Genomic DNA, 17,731 nt, shown 5'->3' with positions numbered 1-17,731 from the left:
ACATGAAGGCGGTAATTCTGGCGGGTGGACTGGGCACGCGTATCAGCGAAGAGTCTCACCTCAAGCCCAAACCCATGATCGAAATCGGTGGGAAGCCAATTCTCTGGCACATCATGAAGCAGTACTCGGCTCACGGCATCCACGACTTCGTGATCTGCCTGGGCTACAAGGGCTACGCGATCAAGGATTTCTTCGCCAACTACTTCCTGCACACCTCGGACGTCACCTTCGACATGCGCGAAAACCGCATGGACGTGCACCAGAACTACAGCGAGCCATGGCGCGTGACCCTGGTCGACACCGGTGAAGAAACCATGACCGGTGGCCGCCTGCGCCGCGCCGCTCGCTACCTTGAGGGCGAAGATGCCTTCTGTTTCACCTACGGGGACGGTGTTTCGGACCTGAACATCGGCGCCCTGGTGGATTTCCACCTGGCCCACGGCAAACTCGCCACCGTTACTGCGGTACAGCCTCCTGGGCGCTACGGCGCGCTGGCACGCGACGGCGACAGCGTCACCGGTTTCGTCGAAAAGCCCCGTGGTGACGGTGGCTGGATCAACGGTGGCTTCTTCGTGCTTTCGCCCAAGGTGCTCGACTACATCGCCAACGATCAGACTTCCTGGGAGTCGGAGCCGCTTGCCTGCCTGGCCGCTGAGTCGCAACTGAACGCCTTTGAGCATGATGGCTTCTGGCATCCAATGGATACGCTGCGTGACAAGAACCATCTGGAACAACTCTGGCAAAGCGGGGAGGCTCCATGGAAGCAGTGGGCCTGAGTCCAGCGTTCTGGCAGGGCAAGCGTGTTCTGCTCACCGGTCACACGGGTTTCAAAGGCAGTTGGCTGGCGCTCTGGTTGCATGAGCTCGGCGCTCAGGTCACAGGCTTCGCGCTGGACCCTGGCACCGAACCAAGCCTGTTCGAACTTGCCCAGGTCGACAGCGACATTGCCGACGTGCGCGGCGACCTGCGCGACCTCGGCGCGCTGCTTGAAGCGATGGCCCAGGCCCAGCCGGAAATCGTCCTGCACCTGGCGGCTCAGCCACTGGTGCGCGAGGCCTACCGTGACCCGCTAGGTACCTATTCCAGCAACGTGATGGGCACCCTTAACCTGCTTGAAGCGGTGCGCCAGGCTGGCGGGGTGCGTGCGTGCGTCCTGGTCACCACCGACAAGGTCTATGCCAACCAGGAATGGCCCTGGCCGTACCGCGAGAACGAGGCCCTGGGCGGGCATGACCCGTACAGCAGCAGCAAGGCCTGCTGCGAGCTGCTGGCGCAGTCCTACGCCGCGTCATTCTTCCCGGCCGCCGAGCATGCCGAACACGGCGTGGCCCTGGCCACCGCGCGCGCCGGCAATGTACTGGGCGGCGGAGACTTTGCCGCAGAGCGGCTTGTCCCCGATGTGCTCAAGGCTTGGTCGGCCGGGTCGCCGGTCACCCTGCGCTACCCGCAGGCCGTGCGCCCTTGGCAGCACGCCCTGGAACCGCTGGCCGGCTACCTGCAGTTGGCCGAGCGCCTGTATACCCAGGGGCCGGCCTGCGCCGGTGCGTGGAACTTCGGCCCGAGCGAAGGCGACATGTGCAGCGTCGGTGAGGTGGTCGACCGCCTGGCCCGGCAATGGCCGCAGGCACCAGGGGTGCGGGTCGAGCCAAGCGAGTTGCATGAAGCCGGGTTGCTACGCCTGGACAGCTCTCGTGCCCGTCAGGTGCTGGGCTGGCGCACGCGCTGGTCGTTGCACGAATGCCTGCAGCACACGCTCGACTGGCACCTGGCGTGGCAGCGTGGCGACAACATGCGCGCCGTCACGCTGCACCAGCTGAACCTGTACACGGAGTTGCCGTGACTGATCTGCTGCTGCAAGCCTTGCCACTGGGTGGCCTGTTCAGTGTCCAGCACAAGCGCCATGGCGATGCCCGCGGGCAGTTCGCGCGGCTGTTCTGCGAATCCAGCCTGGGCGCCTTGGGTGCGCCGTTCCATGTGCGCCAGATCAACCACTCGCACACTCAGGGCTCAGGTAGCGTACGCGGCCTGCACTACCAGACCGGCGACACCCCGGAGGCCAAGCTGATCACCTGCCTGCGCGGTGAGGTGTGGGACGTGGCAGTGGACCTTCGCGAAGGCTCGCCAACCTTCCTGCACTGGCACGCCGAGCACTTGCGGGCCGGCGATGGCCGCAGCCTGTTGATACCGGCCGGCTTTGCCCATGGTTTCCAGGTGCTGAGCGAGGATGCCGAGCTGCTTTACCTGCACAGTGCCGACTATGCGCCGGGCCGCGAAGGCGGGCTGTCGGTACTCGATCCGAAGTTGGCCATCCGTTGGCCGCTTGCTGTCAAGAATCTGTCGGCCCGGGATGCCGCTCATCCCTGGCTGGACCTGTCGTTTACCGGAGTGCGTCCATGAACTGCCGTGGCTGTGGTACCTGCCTGAGCCTGCCCCTGATCGACCTTGGCACTGCGCCGCCGTCCAACGCCTACCTGCGCGCTGACCAACTGGCCGCGGCCGAGGCTTGGGTGCCGCTTAAAGTGGCGGTGTGTGAGCAGTGCTGGCTGGTGCAGACCGAGGATTACACCCGCGCCGAGACGCTGTTCGATGCCGACTATGCGTATTTCAGCTCCTATTCCAGTTCGTGGCTGGCCCATGCCCGCGACTATGTCGGGCAGATGGTCGAGCGTTTCGGCCTGAACGGCGAGAGCCGGGTGGTTGAAATCGCCGCCAACGACGGTTATCTGTTGCAGTATGTGGCCGAGCGCGGCATTCCCTGCCTAGGTGTCGAACCCACCCGAAGCACTGCACAGGCGGCCCGGGAGAAAGGGCTGCAAATTCGTGAGGTGTTCTTCGGCGAACAGGCCGCCCATGACCTGGCGAGTGAAGGTTGGTCGGCTGACCTGATGGCCGCCAACAACGTGCTCGCTCACGTGCCGGACATCAACGATTTTCTGCGCGGTTTCGCGACCCTGCTCAAAGCCGATGGTGTGGCCACTTTCGAGTTTCCGCACCTGCTGCGCCTGATGGCCGAGCAGCAGTTCGATACCCTTTACCATGAGCACTACTCCTACCTGTCGCTGACGGCGGTCAACACGCTTTGTGCCCGCAACGGCCTGGTGATCTTCGATGTCAGCGAACTGCCGACCCATGGCGGATCGTTGCGGGTTTTCGTGCAGCGCGCCGATGGCCCGCGCCCACGCCAGGCCAGTGTCGACGACCTGCTTGGCATCGAGGCGCGGGTCGGTGTCAGCACGGCGGCGTTCTACAGCACCCTTGCACCGGCGGCGCAGCGGATCAAGCACCAGCTGCTGCGCTTCCTGTTGCAGGCCAAGGCCGAAGGCAAGCGAGTGGTTGGCTATGGCGCCGCAGCAAAGGGCAACACCCTGTTCAACTACGCAGGCGTGAAGCCCGACCTGCTGGCCTGGGTGGCCGACGCCAACCCGCACAAGCAGGGCAAGTTCCTGCCGGGCAGCCGAATTCCCGTGGTCGCCCCCGAGCGCCTGGCCATCGAGCGGCCGGACTATGTGCTGGTACTGCCGTGGAACCTGCTCAAGGAAGTCAGCGAGCAGCAGGCGCACATCCGCAAATGGGGCGGGCGCTTTGTGATCGCCGTGCCTGAGCTGACCGTCCTGTGACCGCGATGAAGGTGCTTGTCACCGGTGCCACTGGCTTTGTGGGCCGGCATCTGGTCGCCGCCTTGCTGGCGCGCGGGTACCGGGTGCGTGCGCTGGCACGTCGTCTGGAGCCGGCTCAAGCCATGCCGTGGTTCGGCCAGGTCGATTTCGTCGCCGCCGATCTGCATGACCCGCAGTTGGACGTCAATCAGTTGTGCGACGGCATCGATGCGCTGGTGCACCTGGCCTGGCCTGGCCTGCCGAATTATCAAGGGCTGTTCCACCTGGAGCGCAACTTGATGGCTGACTATGCCTTCATCAAGCGTGCCGTCGCAGCCGGTGTCGGCCAGGTGCAGGTGGCCGGCACCTGTTTCGAATACGGCCTGCGCAATGGCGCGCTGGACGAGGCGCTGGCCTGCCAGCCGGCCAACCCTTACGGGCTGGCCAAGCACAGCTTGCGCCTGTTCCTCGAAAGCCTGGCCCGCCAGCAACCGTTCAACCTGCAGTGGGTGCGCTTGTTCTACCTGTTTGGCGAGGGGCAAAACCCAGGCAGTCTGCTGGCAGCCTTGGACCGCGCAATCGACCAGGGGCAGCCGCATTTCGACATGTCCGGTGGCGAGCAACTGCGCGACTACCTTGCCATCGAAAGCGCCAGTACATACCTGGCCGACCTGCTCGGGCAGCGCGATTTCAGCGGCGTGGTCAATTGCTGCAGCGGCCAGCCGATATCGGTACGCAAGCTGGTGGAAGCCCGCATCGCCGAGCGCAACGCCACCCTTGCGCTGAACCTTGGCCATTACCCTTATCCAGCCCACGAACCCATGGCGTTCTGGGGCGATGCCCGCAAGTTGCAGGCTCTGCTGGGAGCACGCCATGAAACATGAGTTGTATCGCGCCGCCGGCCTGCCGGTGCTGCAGAACCGCACATTCGCCGATGCCCAGTCGGCCCGTACCTCTGCCTGCGCCGAGATGCGTCTGGTGCAGGACAGCCGTACCGGGTTGGTCTACAACGACGCTTTCGATGCCGACAAGCTCAGCTACGACAGCGACTATCAGAACGAGCAGGCGCATTCGGCGCGCTTCCAGCGCCACCTGGACGATGTCGAAGATGTCATCGCCCGCCACTTCAGGGGCCAGCGCCTGATCGAAGTGGGCTGTGGCAAAGGCTGGTTCCTCGAACTGTTGCGCGAGCGCGGCTATGCCGTCACCGGCATCGACCCTGCCTACGAGGGCGACAACCCGGACGTGGTCAAAGCGCCCTTCACCCGTGAGTTGAACCGCCAGGCCGAAGCCATCGTGTTGCGCCATGTGCTCGAGCACATTCAGGACCCGGTCACGTTCCTTGCCGCCATCGCCGATGCCAATGGCGGTGCAGGGCAGATATACATCGAAGTGCCGTGCCTGGACTGGATCATCGAGCACAAAGCGTGGTTTGACCTGTTCTACGAGCATGTCAATTACTTCCGCCTGGCCGACCTGCACCGCCTGTTCGGCACGGTCGCCGAGGCCGGTCACCTGTTCGATGGCCAGTACCTGTACATCGTTGCCGACCTTGCCAGCCTGCGCACCACGCTCGAGCCCGTGCCGCCGCTGTCGTTGCCGGCCGATTTCAGTGCCAGCCTGCAGCATGCCGCATGTCTGGTGCGCCGCGATGCCGGACGTGGTTCGGCGATCTGGGGCGCATCGTCCAAGGGCGTGATCTATTCGCTGTTCCTGCAGCGTGCCGGTGCTCCGGTGGACCAGGTTATCGACATCAATCCTGCCAAGCAGGGTCGCTACCTGCCGTTAAGTGGCGCGCGGGTGTCATCGCCGCAAGAGGCGATGCAAAGCCTGCCGGATGGCGCCCACCTGTTCGTGATGAATTCCAATTACCTCGAGGAAATCCGCCGCATGACCGATGGCCGTTTTGTCTATCACGCCGTCGACAATGCCGATTTCACCGACCAGCCAACCGAGTAAAGAACCATGACCGACACGCCGATCAAAGCCTTCGAAGCCGAGTGCAACGCGCAGATCGCCTCCCAGGGCGAAGACAAGGAGCTGCAGCAACTGTCTCGCGACTTCTTCAACAAGTCCGCCGAGCACAAGTACAGCTACCATTTTTCGTGGATGGGCCGGCCGATCATCCAGTTGCCCCAGGACATGATGGCGATGCAGGAGATCGTCTGGCAGGTCAAGCCTGACCTGATCATCGAGTGCGGCATCGCTCACGGCGGTTCGATCCTCTACTACGCCTCCCTGCTGGAGCTGCAGGGCCATGGTGAGGTGCTTGGCATCGACATCGACATCCGCCCGCACAACCGCCAGGCCATCGAGGCGCACCCGATGAGCAAGCGCGTGCGCATGATCGAAGGCTCGAGCATCGATGCCGACATCGCCGGGCAGGTCAGGGCGCTCGCCGAAGGCAAGAAGGTCATCCTGGTGCTCGACTCCAACCACACGCATGAGCACGTGCTCAAGGAGCTGGAGCTGTATGCGCCGCTGGTGGCCGTGGGCAGTTACTGCGTGGTGATGGACACCGTGGTCGAGGACATGCCGGCAGACTTTTTCCCCGATCGCCCGTGGGGGCCTGGCGACAACCCCAAGACCGCAGTTTGGGAATACCTCAAGGGTAACGACAGCTTCGAAATCGACTATCAGCTGCAGAACAAGCTGCTGGTCACCGTGGCACCGGACGGCTACCTGCGCCGGGTTCGCTGAGACATTCAACAGAGTTCGATTTCTTCGGCGGCAACGCCAATGGTGGGTAAGACTATGCAAGGCAATTTCTCGGCAGACCAGGCAGCCACACTGCGCGAGCGGTTCACGCTGGTATTGATGACGCACAACCGGCCGGCGTTCCTGCAGCGCACGCTGCAGTATTACAGCGGCTATCGGTGCTCGATCCTCGTGCTGGATTCCTCGAGCGAATCTGCCGAGGTGATGGCCGCGCAGTACCCCGGCGTCGAGTACCTGCACCTGCCACAGTTTTCCTACCAGGGCTTCCAGGCCAAGCTGGCCTATGGTGTGGGCCGGGTGAACACGCCGTTCATGGCCTTCGCCGCTGATGACGATTTCCTGCTGTACGACGGGCTGAACCAGTCGCTGGACTTCCTTGAGGCCAACCCCGATTACGGCCTGTGCCATGGCTACTGTCTGAACTACCTGGCCGAAGCCACCCAGGTGAAGTACTACCGGCGTAACAAGAAGGTCCGTGAGAACTACAACGCTCCGCGCGCTGAACAGCGCCTGCTGGACTACATGGGTGAGTTCATCCCACCTTTCTTCGCTGTCACCCGCACTGCATTGCTGCGCCAGTGGTTTGAGCTGCTGCCCGAGGGCACGAGCTTCGAGTGGCAGGAGATCGGCCACGCGTACTTCCTGCTGACCAACGCCAAAGCGCGGATCCTGCCAATCCCCTACGCGGTACGTGAAACCAACTACGGTGTCTCCGAGCATCAGACCGAGGTCATTCATGTGCTGGCCTTCACCGACGCCAAGTCGGTGGCCGAGCGCGAACAGTTCGCCGACTTCCTTGCCGGCCTGCCGACCGCCATCGAGGGGCTGGACCACGAGGCGCGCCGCCAGCTGGCCCTGGACAGCTTTGCAGTCACTGCCGAGGGGCTGTTCAAAGGCCGGGCGATGACCCTGGAGCTGATCTGGGAGTCAAGCTGGACAGACCCGCTGAACCCGCCGGTGCGTACCTTCCAGCCGTCCCAGTACGTGGAAATGCCGTTCTACAACCAGGCATTCTTCGATCAGCTTACGGCACTGGAGTTTCTGATCCATGCCATGCCGGCCGGGCGCCTGCAGTTGCAGCAACTGGAGCCGCTGCTATTGCGCCAGGAACAGCTGCTGCTGGCACAGCCCAGCGACACTTCGGGCACCGTACGTACCCGCTTGTGGGAGGCACTGCAGTGCAACGCGTTCAACCGTGAGGTGGTGCGGCACCTGGCCGGACACCTGCGTGACAGTGATGAGACCGAGGAGAGCGAGGCGCTGTTCGCTTGGCTGGCACGGCTTGAAGGCGTATTGAAGCAAAGCGGTCGCGAACTGCTTGGGAGCATGCATTCGGGTCGCCTGCTCGACTGGCTGGAGGCGCACAAGCCGGACACCGCCGCGCTAGCGACCATCAACGAGCACCTGGCGCTGCATCAGGGTGGTCCGCAGTTCGGCATCCTGCTGTTGGACCTGGACAACAACATGGCCAAGCTCCAGGACACGTTCGACAGCCTGCTGGGCGGCCTGAGCAAGGCGTTCCGGATCATGGTCTTCACCACAGGCGAGCCGCCTGTGGCCACCTCGCTGCAGAACACCCTGCATTTCATCAAGGTCAGCCGCGAAGACTACGTCGAGCGGATCAACCAGATCGCCCGGCAGACGGCCTGCGAATGGCTGGTGCTGGCTGAGGCGGGTGACCGTTTCACCGCCACCGGTCTTTTGCGCGCCAGCCTCGAGCTGCTGAACGCTCCCGATTGCCGCGCGGTCGCGGTAGACGAGATCCAGCAACAGGCCGATGGTGCCTGGCGAGAGCTGCTGCGCCCGGGAGTAAACCTGGACCTGCTGCAGGCCAATCCCGCGCTGATGGCACGCCATTGGCTGCTGCGTCGGGAGGTGCTGGTGGAGGCGGGTGGCTTCGATAAGGACTTTGCCGAGGCGTTGGAGTTCGACCTGCTGCTGCGCCTGATCGAGCAGGGCGGCCTCAATGGGCTGGCCCATCTCGACGAGCCGATGCTGATCACCCCGGCACCGCAGGCCAAGGACAGCGAGCATGCCCGCCAGGCCTTGATGCGACACTTGGCCGGCCGTGGCTACAAGGCCCAGGTCAGTACGCCGCTGCCTGGCACCTTGCGTATCGACTACAGGCATGTCGAGCGGCCGCTGGTGAGCATCGTGCTGCGCAGCGAGGACAATCTGGACGAACTGCAGCGCTGCCTGAAGAGCATCCTGCAGCGCACTCGCTATGCGCGCTACGAGGTACTGATCGCCGACAACGCCAGTCAGTCACCGCAGTTGCTCGAATGGCTGGCGCAGCAGCAAGTTGGCAAGGTGCGCGTGCTGCAAAGTGCCGAGCGCCTGAGCGCGGCAGCGCTATGCAACGCTGCCAGTGCCGAGGCCAAGGGGCAATACCTGATATTGCTGGCGGCGGACGCCGAAGTGGTCAATGCCAACTGGATCGAAGCGTTGCTCAACCAGGCGCAGCGTCCGGAAGTAGGCGTGGTCGGTGCCAAGCTGCTCGATACTGACGGCAAGCTTGCCCAGGCGGGCTTGCTGCTGGACGCCGAAGGCGCAGTTGCGCCAGCTTTTGCCGGTGAGGCCGCAAATGCCGTGGGTTACCTGAATCGGCTGGCGGTCGAGCAGAACTGTCCAGCGGTCTCGGCGAGCTGCCTGATGGTCCGTAGCGAAGTCTTCCGTGCTCTGGAGGGGCTCGACGAAACCACGTTCGCCCATGCCCATGGTGATGTCGACCTGTGCCTGAAAGCAGCCGCGGCCGGCCTGCTGACAGTCTGGACGCCACAGGTGCAGGTGATTCACCCCGGCGTGGTCGCCGAGGACGAGGCGGCGCTGGCGGCATTGCGCGCCAAATGGTCGGCGCAGTGGCAAGGTACAGTCCAAAGCCAGGTGCTTGCCCCCGGCAAGGCGGCACTGGACTGGGCCGGGCTGATCGCCTGACGCGGCACTGGCCTGCATCTTGCTTCGAGCTGGTTCATTGGGGGCGCGAGTCAGAAATCTGTACGCTGTGCGCCCTGCCTTACAGTGCAATCGGGCGCCTTCGTCAGCTGACGGCGCCGCCCCTAGGAACCAGGTATGTTCGACGACAAGTCCATTTTCATCTCCGGGGGGACCGGGTCGTTCGGGCGCCGCTTCATCGAGCGGTTGCTTGAGCGCTACCGCCCACGGCGCGTCGTGGTGTTCTCCCGCGACGAGTTGAAACAGTATGAGATGCAGCAGCGTTTCAACGCGCCGTGCATGCGCTATTTCCTGGGCGATGTCCGTGATGCCGAGCGCGTGCGCCAGGCCATGCGCGGTATCGACTATGTGGTTCATGCCGCCGCGCTCAAGCATGTGCCCGCGGCCGAGTACAACCCCACCGAATGCATCCGCACCAACGTCAATGGTGCCGAAAACATCATCGCCGCGGCGATCGAGAATGGCGTGCAGAAGGTCGTCGCACTGTCCACCGACAAGGCGGCCAGCCCGATCAACCTGTATGGTGCGACCAAGCTGCTGTCCGACAAGCTGTTCGTGGCCGCCAACAATTTTGCCGGCCAACAGGACACCCGCTTTGCGGTTGTGCGCTATGGCAATGTGGCGGGCTCCCGGGGCTCGGTGGTGCCATTCTTCAAGCGCCTGATCGAGGAGGGTGCCCGCGAGCTCCCCGTCACTGACCCGCGGATGACGCGCTTCTGGATCACCCTCGACCATGGCGTACAGTTCGTGCTCGACAGCTTTGCCCGCATGCACGGGGGGGAAGTGTTCGTGCCCAAGATCCCGTCCATTCGCATCGTCGACCTGGCGCGCGGCATGGCCGGGCACTTGCCGCAGAACGTGGTCGGCATCCGCCCGGGGGAAAAGCTGCACGAACTGATGATCCCGCTGGACGATGCGCGGATGACCCTTGAGTTTGGTGATCATTTCACCATCGTTCCGTCGATCCGCTTCAACCATACGGATGTGGATTTTGCGATCGATTGCGTGGGTGAAACCGGGCGCTGGGTTGCCGAGGATTTCGAGTACCGTTCCGATACCAATCCCGCCTTCCTCACCGTGGACCAGCTGGCAGACCTGCACGCAGGCTTGCCAGCATGATCCCCTATGCTCGGCAGAGCATCGATCAGGCGGATATCGCCGCGGTCGTAGAGGTGCTGCAGTCCGACTGGCTGACTCAGGGGCCACTGATCGAGCACTTCGAGCAGGCTATGGCCCAGCGTTGTGGCGCAACGCACGCGGTAGCTGTGTGCAACGCCACTGCGGGGCTGCACCTTGCCTGCCTCGCCGCTGGCCTGGGGAGCGGGGACTGGCTATGGACCAGCCCCATCAGTTTTGTCGCATCAGCCAACTGTGGGCGCTACTGCGGCGCCGGTGTCGATTTCGTCGATATCGACCCGCACACCTGGACTATCGACGCCCAGGCACTTGCGCTGAAACTCGAGCAGGCCGCCCGGGAGGGGCGCCTGCCCAAGGTGGTAGTCGCTGTGGCCTTTGCCGGGCAAAGCGCCGACATGCGTTCGATCGCGGTGCTGGCCCGGCAGTATGGCTTTACCCTTATCGAGGACGCTGCCCACGCGGTCGGCGCACGTTACGCGGGCAAGCCGGTCGGCTGTGGCGAATATGCCGACATGACGGTGTTCAGCTTTCACCCGGTAAAGATCATCACCACGGCCGAGGGCGGCATGGTGCTTACCGCGCGTGCCGATCTGGCCGCGCGTTTGCGCAGGCTGCGCAGTCACGGGATCAGCCGTGACCCGGGCCAAATGACCGAAGAAAGCCATGGTGCCTGGTACTACCAGCAACTTGAACTGGGCTTCAACTATCGCATCACCGACCTGCAAGCTGCCCTGGGGCTGTCTCAACTGACCCGGCTGGATGCGTTCCTTGCCCGTCGCCGCGAGTTGGCGGCTCGCTATCAGCGCTTGCTGGCGCACCTGCCCGTGAGCGTCCAGGCGCCTCAGCAGGATGCCGAGTCCGCCTGGCATCTGTTCGTGGTGCGCCTTGAGTGTGATCGTATCCCGCGTTCACACCGGGAGATTTTCGATGGGATGCGGGCTGCAGGAGTTGGGGTCAACCTTCACTACATTCCCATTCACCTGCAACCCTATTACCGCGACCTGGGCTTCAAACAGGGCGATTTTCCGCAGGCCGAAAGTTACTACGCACAAGCCCTGAGCCTGCCAATGTACCCGCAGCTGACTGACGCTCAGCAGGATCAAGTGATCGCCAGCCTGTGCGGGTTGCTGAAGTTGCCGGTGGGCTGCGTGAATGCCTGAGCGAATGGAAACCAACGTCGCGATCATCCCGGCCCGTGGAGGCAGCAAACGGATCCCTGGCAAGAACCTCAAGATGTTCGCCGGGCTGCCGATCATTGCCCACTCGATCCAAGTGGCACTGGCCAGTGGCTTGTTCGAACAGGTGGTGGTCAGCACCGACGACCCTGAAATAGAGGCGGTGGCACGGGAATACGGTGCGCAGGTGCCGTTCCGTCGGCCGGCGCACCTGGCTGACGATCATGCCACCACCCAGGCTGTGGTCAGCCACGCCCTGCAGGTACTGGCCAGCCAGGGCCATGTCCTGACCCATGCCTGTTGCATCTACGCCACTGCGCCTTTCGTGCAGCAGCGTTACTTGCAACAGGGGTTGGCGTTGTTGCGGCAACACCCTGAGCGCTCTTTCGCCTTTTCGGTGAGCAGCTTCGGTTTCCCGGTCCAGCGGGCGCTGTCGCTCGACGATCAGGGTGCGCTTGTGCCTCTGTACCCACAGTATCGTGAGACCCGGTCTCAGGACCTGGCACCGGCCTATCAGGATGCTGGCCAGTTTTACTGGGGGCGGGTGCAGGCCTGGTTGCAGAACGAGGCCCTTCATTCCGAGCGGAGTTTGCCAGTGATCATCCCCCGGCATCTGGTTCAGGACATCGACAGCGAGGAAGACTGGTTGCGCGCGCAGTACCTGTACGCAGCGCTCAAAGCTGGCGGGGAGCTGGCGCCATGAAGGTGCTGGTACGTGCTGATGCCTCTTCATCGATTGGCGTCGGCCACACGGCGCGCTGCCTGACGCTGGGCAAAGCCCTCCGAGAGCTCGGTGCGCAGGTGAGCTTTGCCTGTTGCCTGCTTGACGGTCATCGCCGGGCCGCCATCGAGCAGGAGGGTTTCAAGGTCTTTGCATGGCCGCAGCGCGAGGAAAAACCGGGCATCGAACCCTGGGCCGCGGATATCGCGGCGCTGCGTGATGTGCTGCCGGCACAGGCCCGATTCGACTGGCTAATCGTCGATCATTACGCCTTGGACGCCCGCTGGGAGCAGGCAGCCCGGGCGTTCGCCCGGCGCATCGCGGTCATCGATGACCTGGCTGATCGTGATCATGCCGCCGACCTGCTGCTGGATCAGAATTTCAGTGCCAGCGAGGCGCTCTACGCGCCGCGGCTGGCAACGGAGTGCCGGCGCTTGCTGGGGCCACGCTATGCGCTGGTGGGGCCGGCGTTTCAGGGGGCGGCGATATCGCCGCCCCTGCAGGCACGAAGGGTGCTGGTGAGTTTCGGTGGCTTCGATGTGGCTGGCATGCTGCCCAAGACCTTGCAGGCGCTGTCCGGGCTGGAAGGGTTGCAGGTCACCTGCATCGCTGGGCTCGGGCATCGGCAGGGTGAGCTGCTGGCCCAGTTGTGCGACGCGCGGGCGGGTTGGGAGCTGCATGACTATGTCGACGATCTGCCAATGCGGATGGTTGCGGCAGACTTGTTCATCGGCGCCGGCGGCGGTACTACCTGGGAGCGCGCCGCGCTGGGCTTGCCGAGCCTGTGCGTGAGCGTGGCAGACAACCAGCGGGCCAATGCCCAGGCCATGGCTCGGGCGGGCATGCATCTTTACCTGGGGGAGGCTGGGCAGGTCCAGGTGCCTGCGCTGCGCCAGGCGATTGCCCTGTTGCTGATCAATCAGGCACTGCGCCAGAGCTTCGCCGAGCGCAGTCGGGCACTGGTCGATGGCCTGGGGGCGCAGCGGGTGGCGGTGGCCTTGCTGGGGGAAGGGCTTGCGCTACGTCCTGCTCGCAGTGAAGACGCGCGGCTGTTGTTCGACGGGCGCAACGCGCCCGAGGTACGGCGCCGTTCGCAGCAGGCACGGGAGCTGGACTGGGCGGGGCATCTGGCCTGGCTGGCTGCTACGCTGGCTGATCGGCAGCGTTTGCTGCTGATCGCCGAGACAGGCGACGGGCCGGTGGGCTGTGTTCGCTACGACCGCTTGCCCGGGCAGCGGGCGAAGGTGTCGTTGTATCTCTTCGCGGGGCGTTGCGGGCTGGGTTGGGGCAGAGCGTTGCTCGCCCGTGGCGAGGCCTGCGTGCGTGAGTTCTGGCCGGACCTGCGTGCGATCGAGGCCCAGGTGCTGCCCGACAATCAGGCGTCATTGCAATTATTCGCGGGTGCCGGCTTCGCTCAGTCGCCGTGCTCGTTCGAGCGGGTATTCCAGGAGTAGCCCATGAACAGATTCAACATCGGGCACCGCTGTGTCGGCCCGGACCAGCCACCGCTGGTGATCGCGGAGATGAGTGGCAATCACAACCAGTCGCTGGCCCGGGCACTGGAGATCGTCGAAGCGGCCGCCGCCGCCGGCGCCCATGCGCTGAAGCTGCAGACCTACACTGCCGACACCATGACCCTGGACCTGGCGCATGGTGAGTTTTTCATCGCCGACCCGAACAGCCTCTGGTCTGGCTCATCGCTGTATGCGCTGTACGAAAAGGCCCATACCCCCTGGGAGTGGCACCCAGCGATCTTCAAGCGCGCTCGTGAATTGGGCATGCTGGTGTTCTCCACGCCGTTCGACGAAACGTCGGTGGATTTCCTCGAAAGCCTGGATGTGCCGGCCTACAAGATCGCCAGCTTCGAGAACACCGATCTGCCACTGATACGCAAAGTGGCGGCCACTGGCAAGCCTATGATCATTTCCACCGGCATGGCCAGCCTCGCGGAGCTGGAGCTTACCGTGCGGGTGGCGCGCGAAGGTGGGTGTCGCGACCTGGTGCTGCTCAAGTGCACCAGTACCTACCCGGCCAGCCCGCAGAACAGCAACGTAATGACCATCCCGCACATGCGCGAGCTGTTTGGTTGCCAGGTCGGGCTGTCGGATCACTCCATGGGGGTTGGGGTTGCGGTGGCGGCAGTGGCCCTGGGGGCGACGGTGGTGGAAAAGCACTTCACGCTTGACCGTGCCGATGGCGGCGTGGATGCGGCATTTTCCCTGGAACCCCAGGAAATGGCAGCGCTGGTGCTGGAAACCGAGCGTGCCTGGCAGTCGCTGGGGCGGGTGCACTATGGCGCGACCCAGGCCGAGGAGGCCTCGCGGCGTTTCCGCCGCTCGCTGTATGTAGTGCGTGACATGGCTGCTGGCGAGATCTTCGACCGTAGCAACGTGCGCGCCATCCGCCCAGGTTTGGGGCTGGCGCCAGGCCATCTCGATGCGGTGCTTGGCCGCAAGGCCAGGCAACCACTCAAGCGCGGTACGCCCCTGGACTGGCAACTGCTCGACTGAAAGTTGGCTCCAGCCGGGGCCAGGTTTGCCCTGCATGGCAAACTCGCAAGCGCTATGACGACGTGACGCGGCCAGGCAAAATATGCGATTGTCTTGAAATATTCGTGACCTATCGGTCAGAGCGGGCATCTCCTTCTGTAACCGTTAATGGGGCAGGTGTGCAATTGCCGCCTGCCAGCCTGCCTGTCGCCACTCCACCTGGGCGGCAGATCCCGTTCTTCAGGCGCCGCTCGAGTCATCCGGGCGGTGGTATTGAGCTGTTATTTATTGGGAAGCCATGATGATCGGCATTAAAAGCATCGCGAGCTATGTGCCCGCTTCCGGCCTGGACAACTATGTACAAGGCGCGAAATTCGGCAAGGACGAAGAGTTCATGTTCGGCAAGATCGGCGCAAGCTTCCTGCCGCGCAAGGACGATGAGCAGGAGACTTCCGATCTGTGTGTCGAAGCGGTCAACAACCTGTTCGCCGCTAACCCGCAACTCAAGCGCGAGGCGATCGATGCGCTGATCGTCGTCACCCAGAACGGTGACGAGGAAGGCTTGCCTCACACCGCTGCCATCGTCCAGCACAAACTCGGTCTGCCGACCCATGTCGCGGCCTTCGACATCTCCCTGGGCTGCTCCGGCTACGTCTATGGCATTTACGCGCTCAAAGGCTTCATGGAAGCCGCAGGCCTGAAGAATGGCCTGCTGGTGACGGCTGATCCGTACTCCAAGATCGTCAACACAGAAGACCGCAATACCACCATGTTGTTCGGCGACGCGGCCACTGCCACCTGGATGGGTGAGGGCGCTACCTGGCAACTGGGCAAGGCGAAGTTCGGTACCGATGGTGCTGGTGCGCCGCACCTGAAGGTGACTGATGGCGAGTTCTTCATGAACGGTCGTCAGGTCTTCAACTTCGCTCTGATCAAGGTGCCGGCGCATCTGCATGAGCTGCTGCGCGAGTCAGGGCTGGAGAATAAGGATATCGACGCCTTCTGCATCCATCAGGGCAGTGCGGCGATCGTCGATGCCGTGGCACGACGCTTCGAGGAAGACCCTGAAAAGTCCCAGGCCGACAAGTTCATCAAGGACATGCTGGAGACCGGTAATACCGTGTCATCGAGCGTTCCGCTGCTGTTGCAGAAACACATGTTCGACAGTGCCTGGAAGCGCGTGGCCATTAGCGGCTTCGGTGTCGGCCTGTCGTGGGGCTCGGCGGTTCTCTACAAGGCTGAATAAGCGCTGCCAGTCGGGTACTCTTCGGTGTTTCGCAGGTAAGGGAAGCTCAACCCATGAGCGAGTTTTTCCAGCGTAACGCTGAAGTGCTGCAGGCCCGCTGGCCGGCACTGTACGAGCGCCTGCAAGGCGAGGCGTGTAGTGCGCTCGAGGTCGAGCTGGTAGAGGGGCTGGGGTCTACCCTGAGCGTGTGTGGCATCCAGCTCACAAGTCGTCACGATCGTATTGCCGAGGCTCGCCTGCAGGCCGCGAGCCTGCCTGAAGACAGTTCCACTCTTCATCTCTATGGCAGTGGGCTGGGTGACTTGCAGCGTGTGCTGCTGGAGCGGCCTGGGCTCGTGCGGTTGCAGGTGTACCTGCTCAATGGCGCACTGTTCCAGCTGGTGCTGCAACTGCTGGATCAGTCCGACTGGCTTGCCGACCCGCGCGTCGAACTGGCCTATGCCGGCGACAGCGCGGAAATCGCCTTGCCGTTCTTCGCCTTGCCTTCCGAACGGGTGCTGGCCGATGACTTCAATGCGAAGGTGCGCGACCGTCTGATCAGCGAGGCCCACCTGGCAGACAGCAATCGCGCTTTCGATGTGGCCGACCCGCGCTTGCAGAAGCTGCTCGAAGACAGTTTGCCATTGCTGCGTCTCGACCCCGATGTGGCCACGCTGTTCGGTAGCCAGGCCGGGCGTGACTGCTATGTGATTGCCACCGGGCCAACCTTGGCCGGGCACCTGCCTGCGTTGGCAAGGGTACGCGCTCAGGCCGAGCGGCCACTGTTCATCTGCGTCGACACCGCTTATATCCCCCTGCTGCGCGCCGGAATCCAGCCTGACATCGTGGTCAGTGTCGACCATAAAATCCGCCTCCATCACTTGCCGCCGCAAGACTCGGCTGCGACCACTCTGGTCTACATGCCGATGCTGGACGTCGAGCTGCTCGGTAATTGGCGTGGGCCACGCTACACAGCCTATTCCGGCAGTGCGCTGTATGCACAGGTGCGCCAAGCCATACCGCGCGCCGAGTTGTTCGTTGGGGGAAGCGTGATTCACCCTGCTACGGACCTGGCTGTGAAGATGGGGGTCGTGCGCATTACGTTTTTCGGCGCTGATTTCGCCTTCCCGGGTGGTCGCACCCACACAGGCTGGGACGATGGCGTACTCGGCCCGGCGATTGCGGCGGCGCAGCACTGGGTGCTGGATGGCCATGGCCAGCGTGCACGAACCCAGCTTAACTTCCGCAGTTACCTGATCGAGCTTGAGCGGTTCATTGCGCGCCATCCCCAGGTGCGGTTCCACAACACCAGTCGTGCCGGCGCGCACATTGCCGGCACCACTTTCGATCCGGAGTTCTGTTCATGAATGCTGCCGATCAAGGGCGCGCGGCCCGCGAATGCGCCGCGCTGTTACGCCTTGGGCGGGATGTGGAGGCGGCGTTGCGTATGGTCGAGCTGTTCGATGAGGTATTGCCGCAGGTCGATCCAAAAGCGGGGGCGGTGGTCATGCAGGCCATGCTCGATGCCCAGCAGCGCCAGGACTGGCTGGCGCTGGCCGATTACCTCGAATATGAGCTGCTGCATCTGATCGAGCAGGCGGCCTCGCGCTGAAGTGTGAGCTGTATCACACTTCGTGGTTGGCGAAAGCATCGCGGGGAACGGCTGTAAAGCCCGGTTTGCAAGGGGGTGGCGTGGTGATGGCATTTTTTTTTGGAAA

The 17,731-nt window shown here is 63.4% G+C and carries 16 protein-coding genes; all 16 read left to right on the top strand.

Annotated elements, in window-relative coordinates:
- Positions 1-2: 2 nt before the first annotated feature.
- The 16 genes from rfbF to JNA92_RS10330 all read left to right on the top strand — a co-directional run bounded on the left by rfbF (position 3) and on the right by JNA92_RS10330 (position 17,625).
- The gene (gene rfbF / locus JNA92_RS10405; protein ID WP_119687558.1) at positions 3-776 is read left to right on the top strand and encodes a glucose-1-phosphate cytidylyltransferase; all 774 of its coding nucleotides are present in this window, start codon (positions 3-5) and stop codon (positions 774-776) included.
- On the top strand, positions 758-1,840 hold the full coding sequence (gene rfbG, locus JNA92_RS10400; RefSeq protein ID WP_241804595.1) for a CDP-glucose 4,6-dehydratase: 1,083 nt from the start codon (positions 758-760) through the stop codon (positions 1,838-1,840). The genes rfbF and rfbG overlap by 19 nt, the downstream gene beginning before the upstream one ends.
- Positions 1,837-2,397, top strand: a complete 561-nt coding sequence (locus JNA92_RS10395; protein ID WP_039604263.1) for a dTDP-4-dehydrorhamnose 3,5-epimerase family protein — start codon at positions 1,837-1,839, stop codon at positions 2,395-2,397. Before rfbG ends, JNA92_RS10395 begins: the two co-directional genes overlap by 4 nt.
- Complete coding sequence (locus tag JNA92_RS10390) at positions 2,394-3,617, top strand: class I SAM-dependent methyltransferase (RefSeq protein ID WP_241804594.1); 1,224 nt, start codon at positions 2,394-2,396, stop codon at positions 3,615-3,617. Before JNA92_RS10395 ends, JNA92_RS10390 begins: the two co-directional genes overlap by 4 nt.
- Before the next feature lie 5 nt (positions 3,618-3,622).
- Positions 3,623-4,480, top strand: coding sequence for an NAD-dependent epimerase/dehydratase family protein (locus JNA92_RS10385; RefSeq protein WP_241804593.1), 858 nt, complete (start codon positions 3,623-3,625; stop codon positions 4,478-4,480).
- A complete protein-coding gene (locus JNA92_RS10380) occupies positions 4,470-5,555 on the top strand; it encodes a class I SAM-dependent methyltransferase (RefSeq protein ID WP_241804592.1) in 1,086 nt (361 codons plus the stop codon). Before JNA92_RS10385 ends, JNA92_RS10380 begins: the two co-directional genes overlap by 11 nt.
- A 6-nt stretch (positions 5,556-5,561) precedes the next feature.
- On the top strand, positions 5,562-6,296 hold the full coding sequence (locus tag JNA92_RS10375; protein WP_012315543.1) for a cephalosporin hydroxylase family protein: 735 nt from the start codon (positions 5,562-5,564) through the stop codon (positions 6,294-6,296).
- Positions 6,297-6,350: 54 nt separating this feature from the next.
- A complete protein-coding gene (locus tag JNA92_RS10370) occupies positions 6,351-9,248 on the top strand; it encodes a TIGR00180 family glycosyltransferase (protein ID WP_241804591.1) in 2,898 nt (965 codons plus the stop codon).
- 135 nt (positions 9,249-9,383) lie between these two features.
- Positions 9,384-10,385: a UDP-N-acetylglucosamine 4,6-dehydratase (inverting) gene (gene pseB / locus JNA92_RS10365; protein WP_161871200.1), complete on the top strand. Its 1,002-nt coding sequence runs from the start codon at positions 9,384-9,386 to the stop codon at positions 10,383-10,385.
- Positions 10,382-11,563, top strand: a complete 1,182-nt coding sequence (gene pseC, locus JNA92_RS10360; protein ID WP_119687549.1) for a UDP-4-amino-4,6-dideoxy-N-acetyl-beta-L-altrosamine transaminase — start codon at positions 10,382-10,384, stop codon at positions 11,561-11,563. Before pseB ends, pseC begins: the two co-directional genes overlap by 4 nt.
- A complete protein-coding gene (pseF, locus tag JNA92_RS10355) occupies positions 11,556-12,281 on the top strand; it encodes a pseudaminic acid cytidylyltransferase (RefSeq protein WP_241804590.1) in 726 nt (241 codons plus the stop codon). The genes pseC and pseF overlap by 8 nt, the downstream gene beginning before the upstream one ends.
- Complete coding sequence (gene pseG / locus JNA92_RS10350) at positions 12,278-13,753, top strand: UDP-2,4-diacetamido-2,4,6-trideoxy-beta-L-altropyranose hydrolase (protein WP_241804589.1); 1,476 nt, start codon at positions 12,278-12,280, stop codon at positions 13,751-13,753. Before pseF ends, pseG begins: the two co-directional genes overlap by 4 nt.
- 3 nt (positions 13,754-13,756) lie before the next feature.
- Complete coding sequence (pseI, locus tag JNA92_RS10345) at positions 13,757-14,809, top strand: pseudaminic acid synthase (protein ID WP_241804588.1); 1,053 nt, start codon at positions 13,757-13,759, stop codon at positions 14,807-14,809.
- 280 nt (positions 14,810-15,089) lie between these two features.
- Entirely contained in the window at positions 15,090-16,034 is a 945-nt protein-coding gene (locus JNA92_RS10340) for a ketoacyl-ACP synthase III (protein WP_119689077.1), read from the top strand.
- A gap of 53 nt (positions 16,035-16,087) precedes the next feature.
- Complete coding sequence (locus tag JNA92_RS10335) at positions 16,088-17,380, top strand: motility associated factor glycosyltransferase family protein (protein ID WP_241804587.1); 1,293 nt, start codon at positions 16,088-16,090, stop codon at positions 17,378-17,380.
- Positions 17,377-17,625, top strand: a complete 249-nt coding sequence (locus JNA92_RS10330; protein ID WP_241804586.1) for a hypothetical protein — start codon at positions 17,377-17,379, stop codon at positions 17,623-17,625. Before JNA92_RS10335 ends, JNA92_RS10330 begins: the two co-directional genes overlap by 4 nt.
- Positions 17,626-17,731 lie beyond the last annotated feature (106 nt).

This window comes from Pseudomonas putida, assembly GCF_022627325.1.
Classification (GTDB): Bacteria; Pseudomonadota; Gammaproteobacteria; order Pseudomonadales; family Pseudomonadaceae; genus Aquipseudomonas; species Aquipseudomonas putida_X.
Note: the sequence above shows the minus strand (reverse complement) of the source record. Positions and strands in the feature narration are given on the sequence as shown.

What these genes read in the sequence shown, in the direction of transcription:
- JNA92_RS10385 (WP_241804593.1), top strand. Translation starts at nt 3,623, where the DNA reads ATGAAGGTGCTTGTCACCGGTGCCACTGGCTTTGTGGGCCGGCATCTG.
- pseF (WP_241804590.1), top strand. Translation starts at nt 11,556, where the DNA reads ATGCCTGAGCGAATGGAAACCAACGTCGCGATCATCCCGGCCCGTGGA.
- pseB (WP_161871200.1), top strand. Translation starts at nt 9,384, where the DNA reads ATGTTCGACGACAAGTCCATTTTCATCTCCGGGGGGACCGGGTCGTTC.
- JNA92_RS10390 (WP_241804594.1), top strand. Translation starts at nt 2,394, where the DNA reads ATGAACTGCCGTGGCTGTGGTACCTGCCTGAGCCTGCCCCTGATCGAC.
- JNA92_RS10340 (WP_119689077.1), top strand. Translation starts at nt 15,090, where the DNA reads ATGATCGGCATTAAAAGCATCGCGAGCTATGTGCCCGCTTCCGGCCTG.
- JNA92_RS10375 (WP_012315543.1), top strand. Translation starts at nt 5,562, where the DNA reads ATGACCGACACGCCGATCAAAGCCTTCGAAGCCGAGTGCAACGCGCAG.
- pseC (WP_119687549.1), top strand. Translation starts at nt 10,382, where the DNA reads ATGATCCCCTATGCTCGGCAGAGCATCGATCAGGCGGATATCGCCGCG.
- pseG (WP_241804589.1), top strand. Translation starts at nt 12,278, where the DNA reads ATGAAGGTGCTGGTACGTGCTGATGCCTCTTCATCGATTGGCGTCGGC.
- JNA92_RS10335 (WP_241804587.1), top strand. Translation starts at nt 16,088, where the DNA reads ATGAGCGAGTTTTTCCAGCGTAACGCTGAAGTGCTGCAGGCCCGCTGG.
- pseI (WP_241804588.1), top strand. Translation starts at nt 13,757, where the DNA reads ATGAACAGATTCAACATCGGGCACCGCTGTGTCGGCCCGGACCAGCCA.
- JNA92_RS10380 (WP_241804592.1), top strand. Translation starts at nt 4,470, where the DNA reads ATGAAACATGAGTTGTATCGCGCCGCCGGCCTGCCGGTGCTGCAGAAC.
- JNA92_RS10330 (WP_241804586.1), top strand. Translation starts at nt 17,377, where the DNA reads ATGAATGCTGCCGATCAAGGGCGCGCGGCCCGCGAATGCGCCGCGCTG.
- rfbG (WP_241804595.1), top strand. Translation starts at nt 758, where the DNA reads ATGGAAGCAGTGGGCCTGAGTCCAGCGTTCTGGCAGGGCAAGCGTGTT.
- JNA92_RS10370 (WP_241804591.1), top strand. Translation starts at nt 6,351, where the DNA reads ATGCAAGGCAATTTCTCGGCAGACCAGGCAGCCACACTGCGCGAGCGG.
- rfbF (WP_119687558.1), top strand. Translation starts at nt 3, where the DNA reads ATGAAGGCGGTAATTCTGGCGGGTGGACTGGGCACGCGTATCAGCGAA.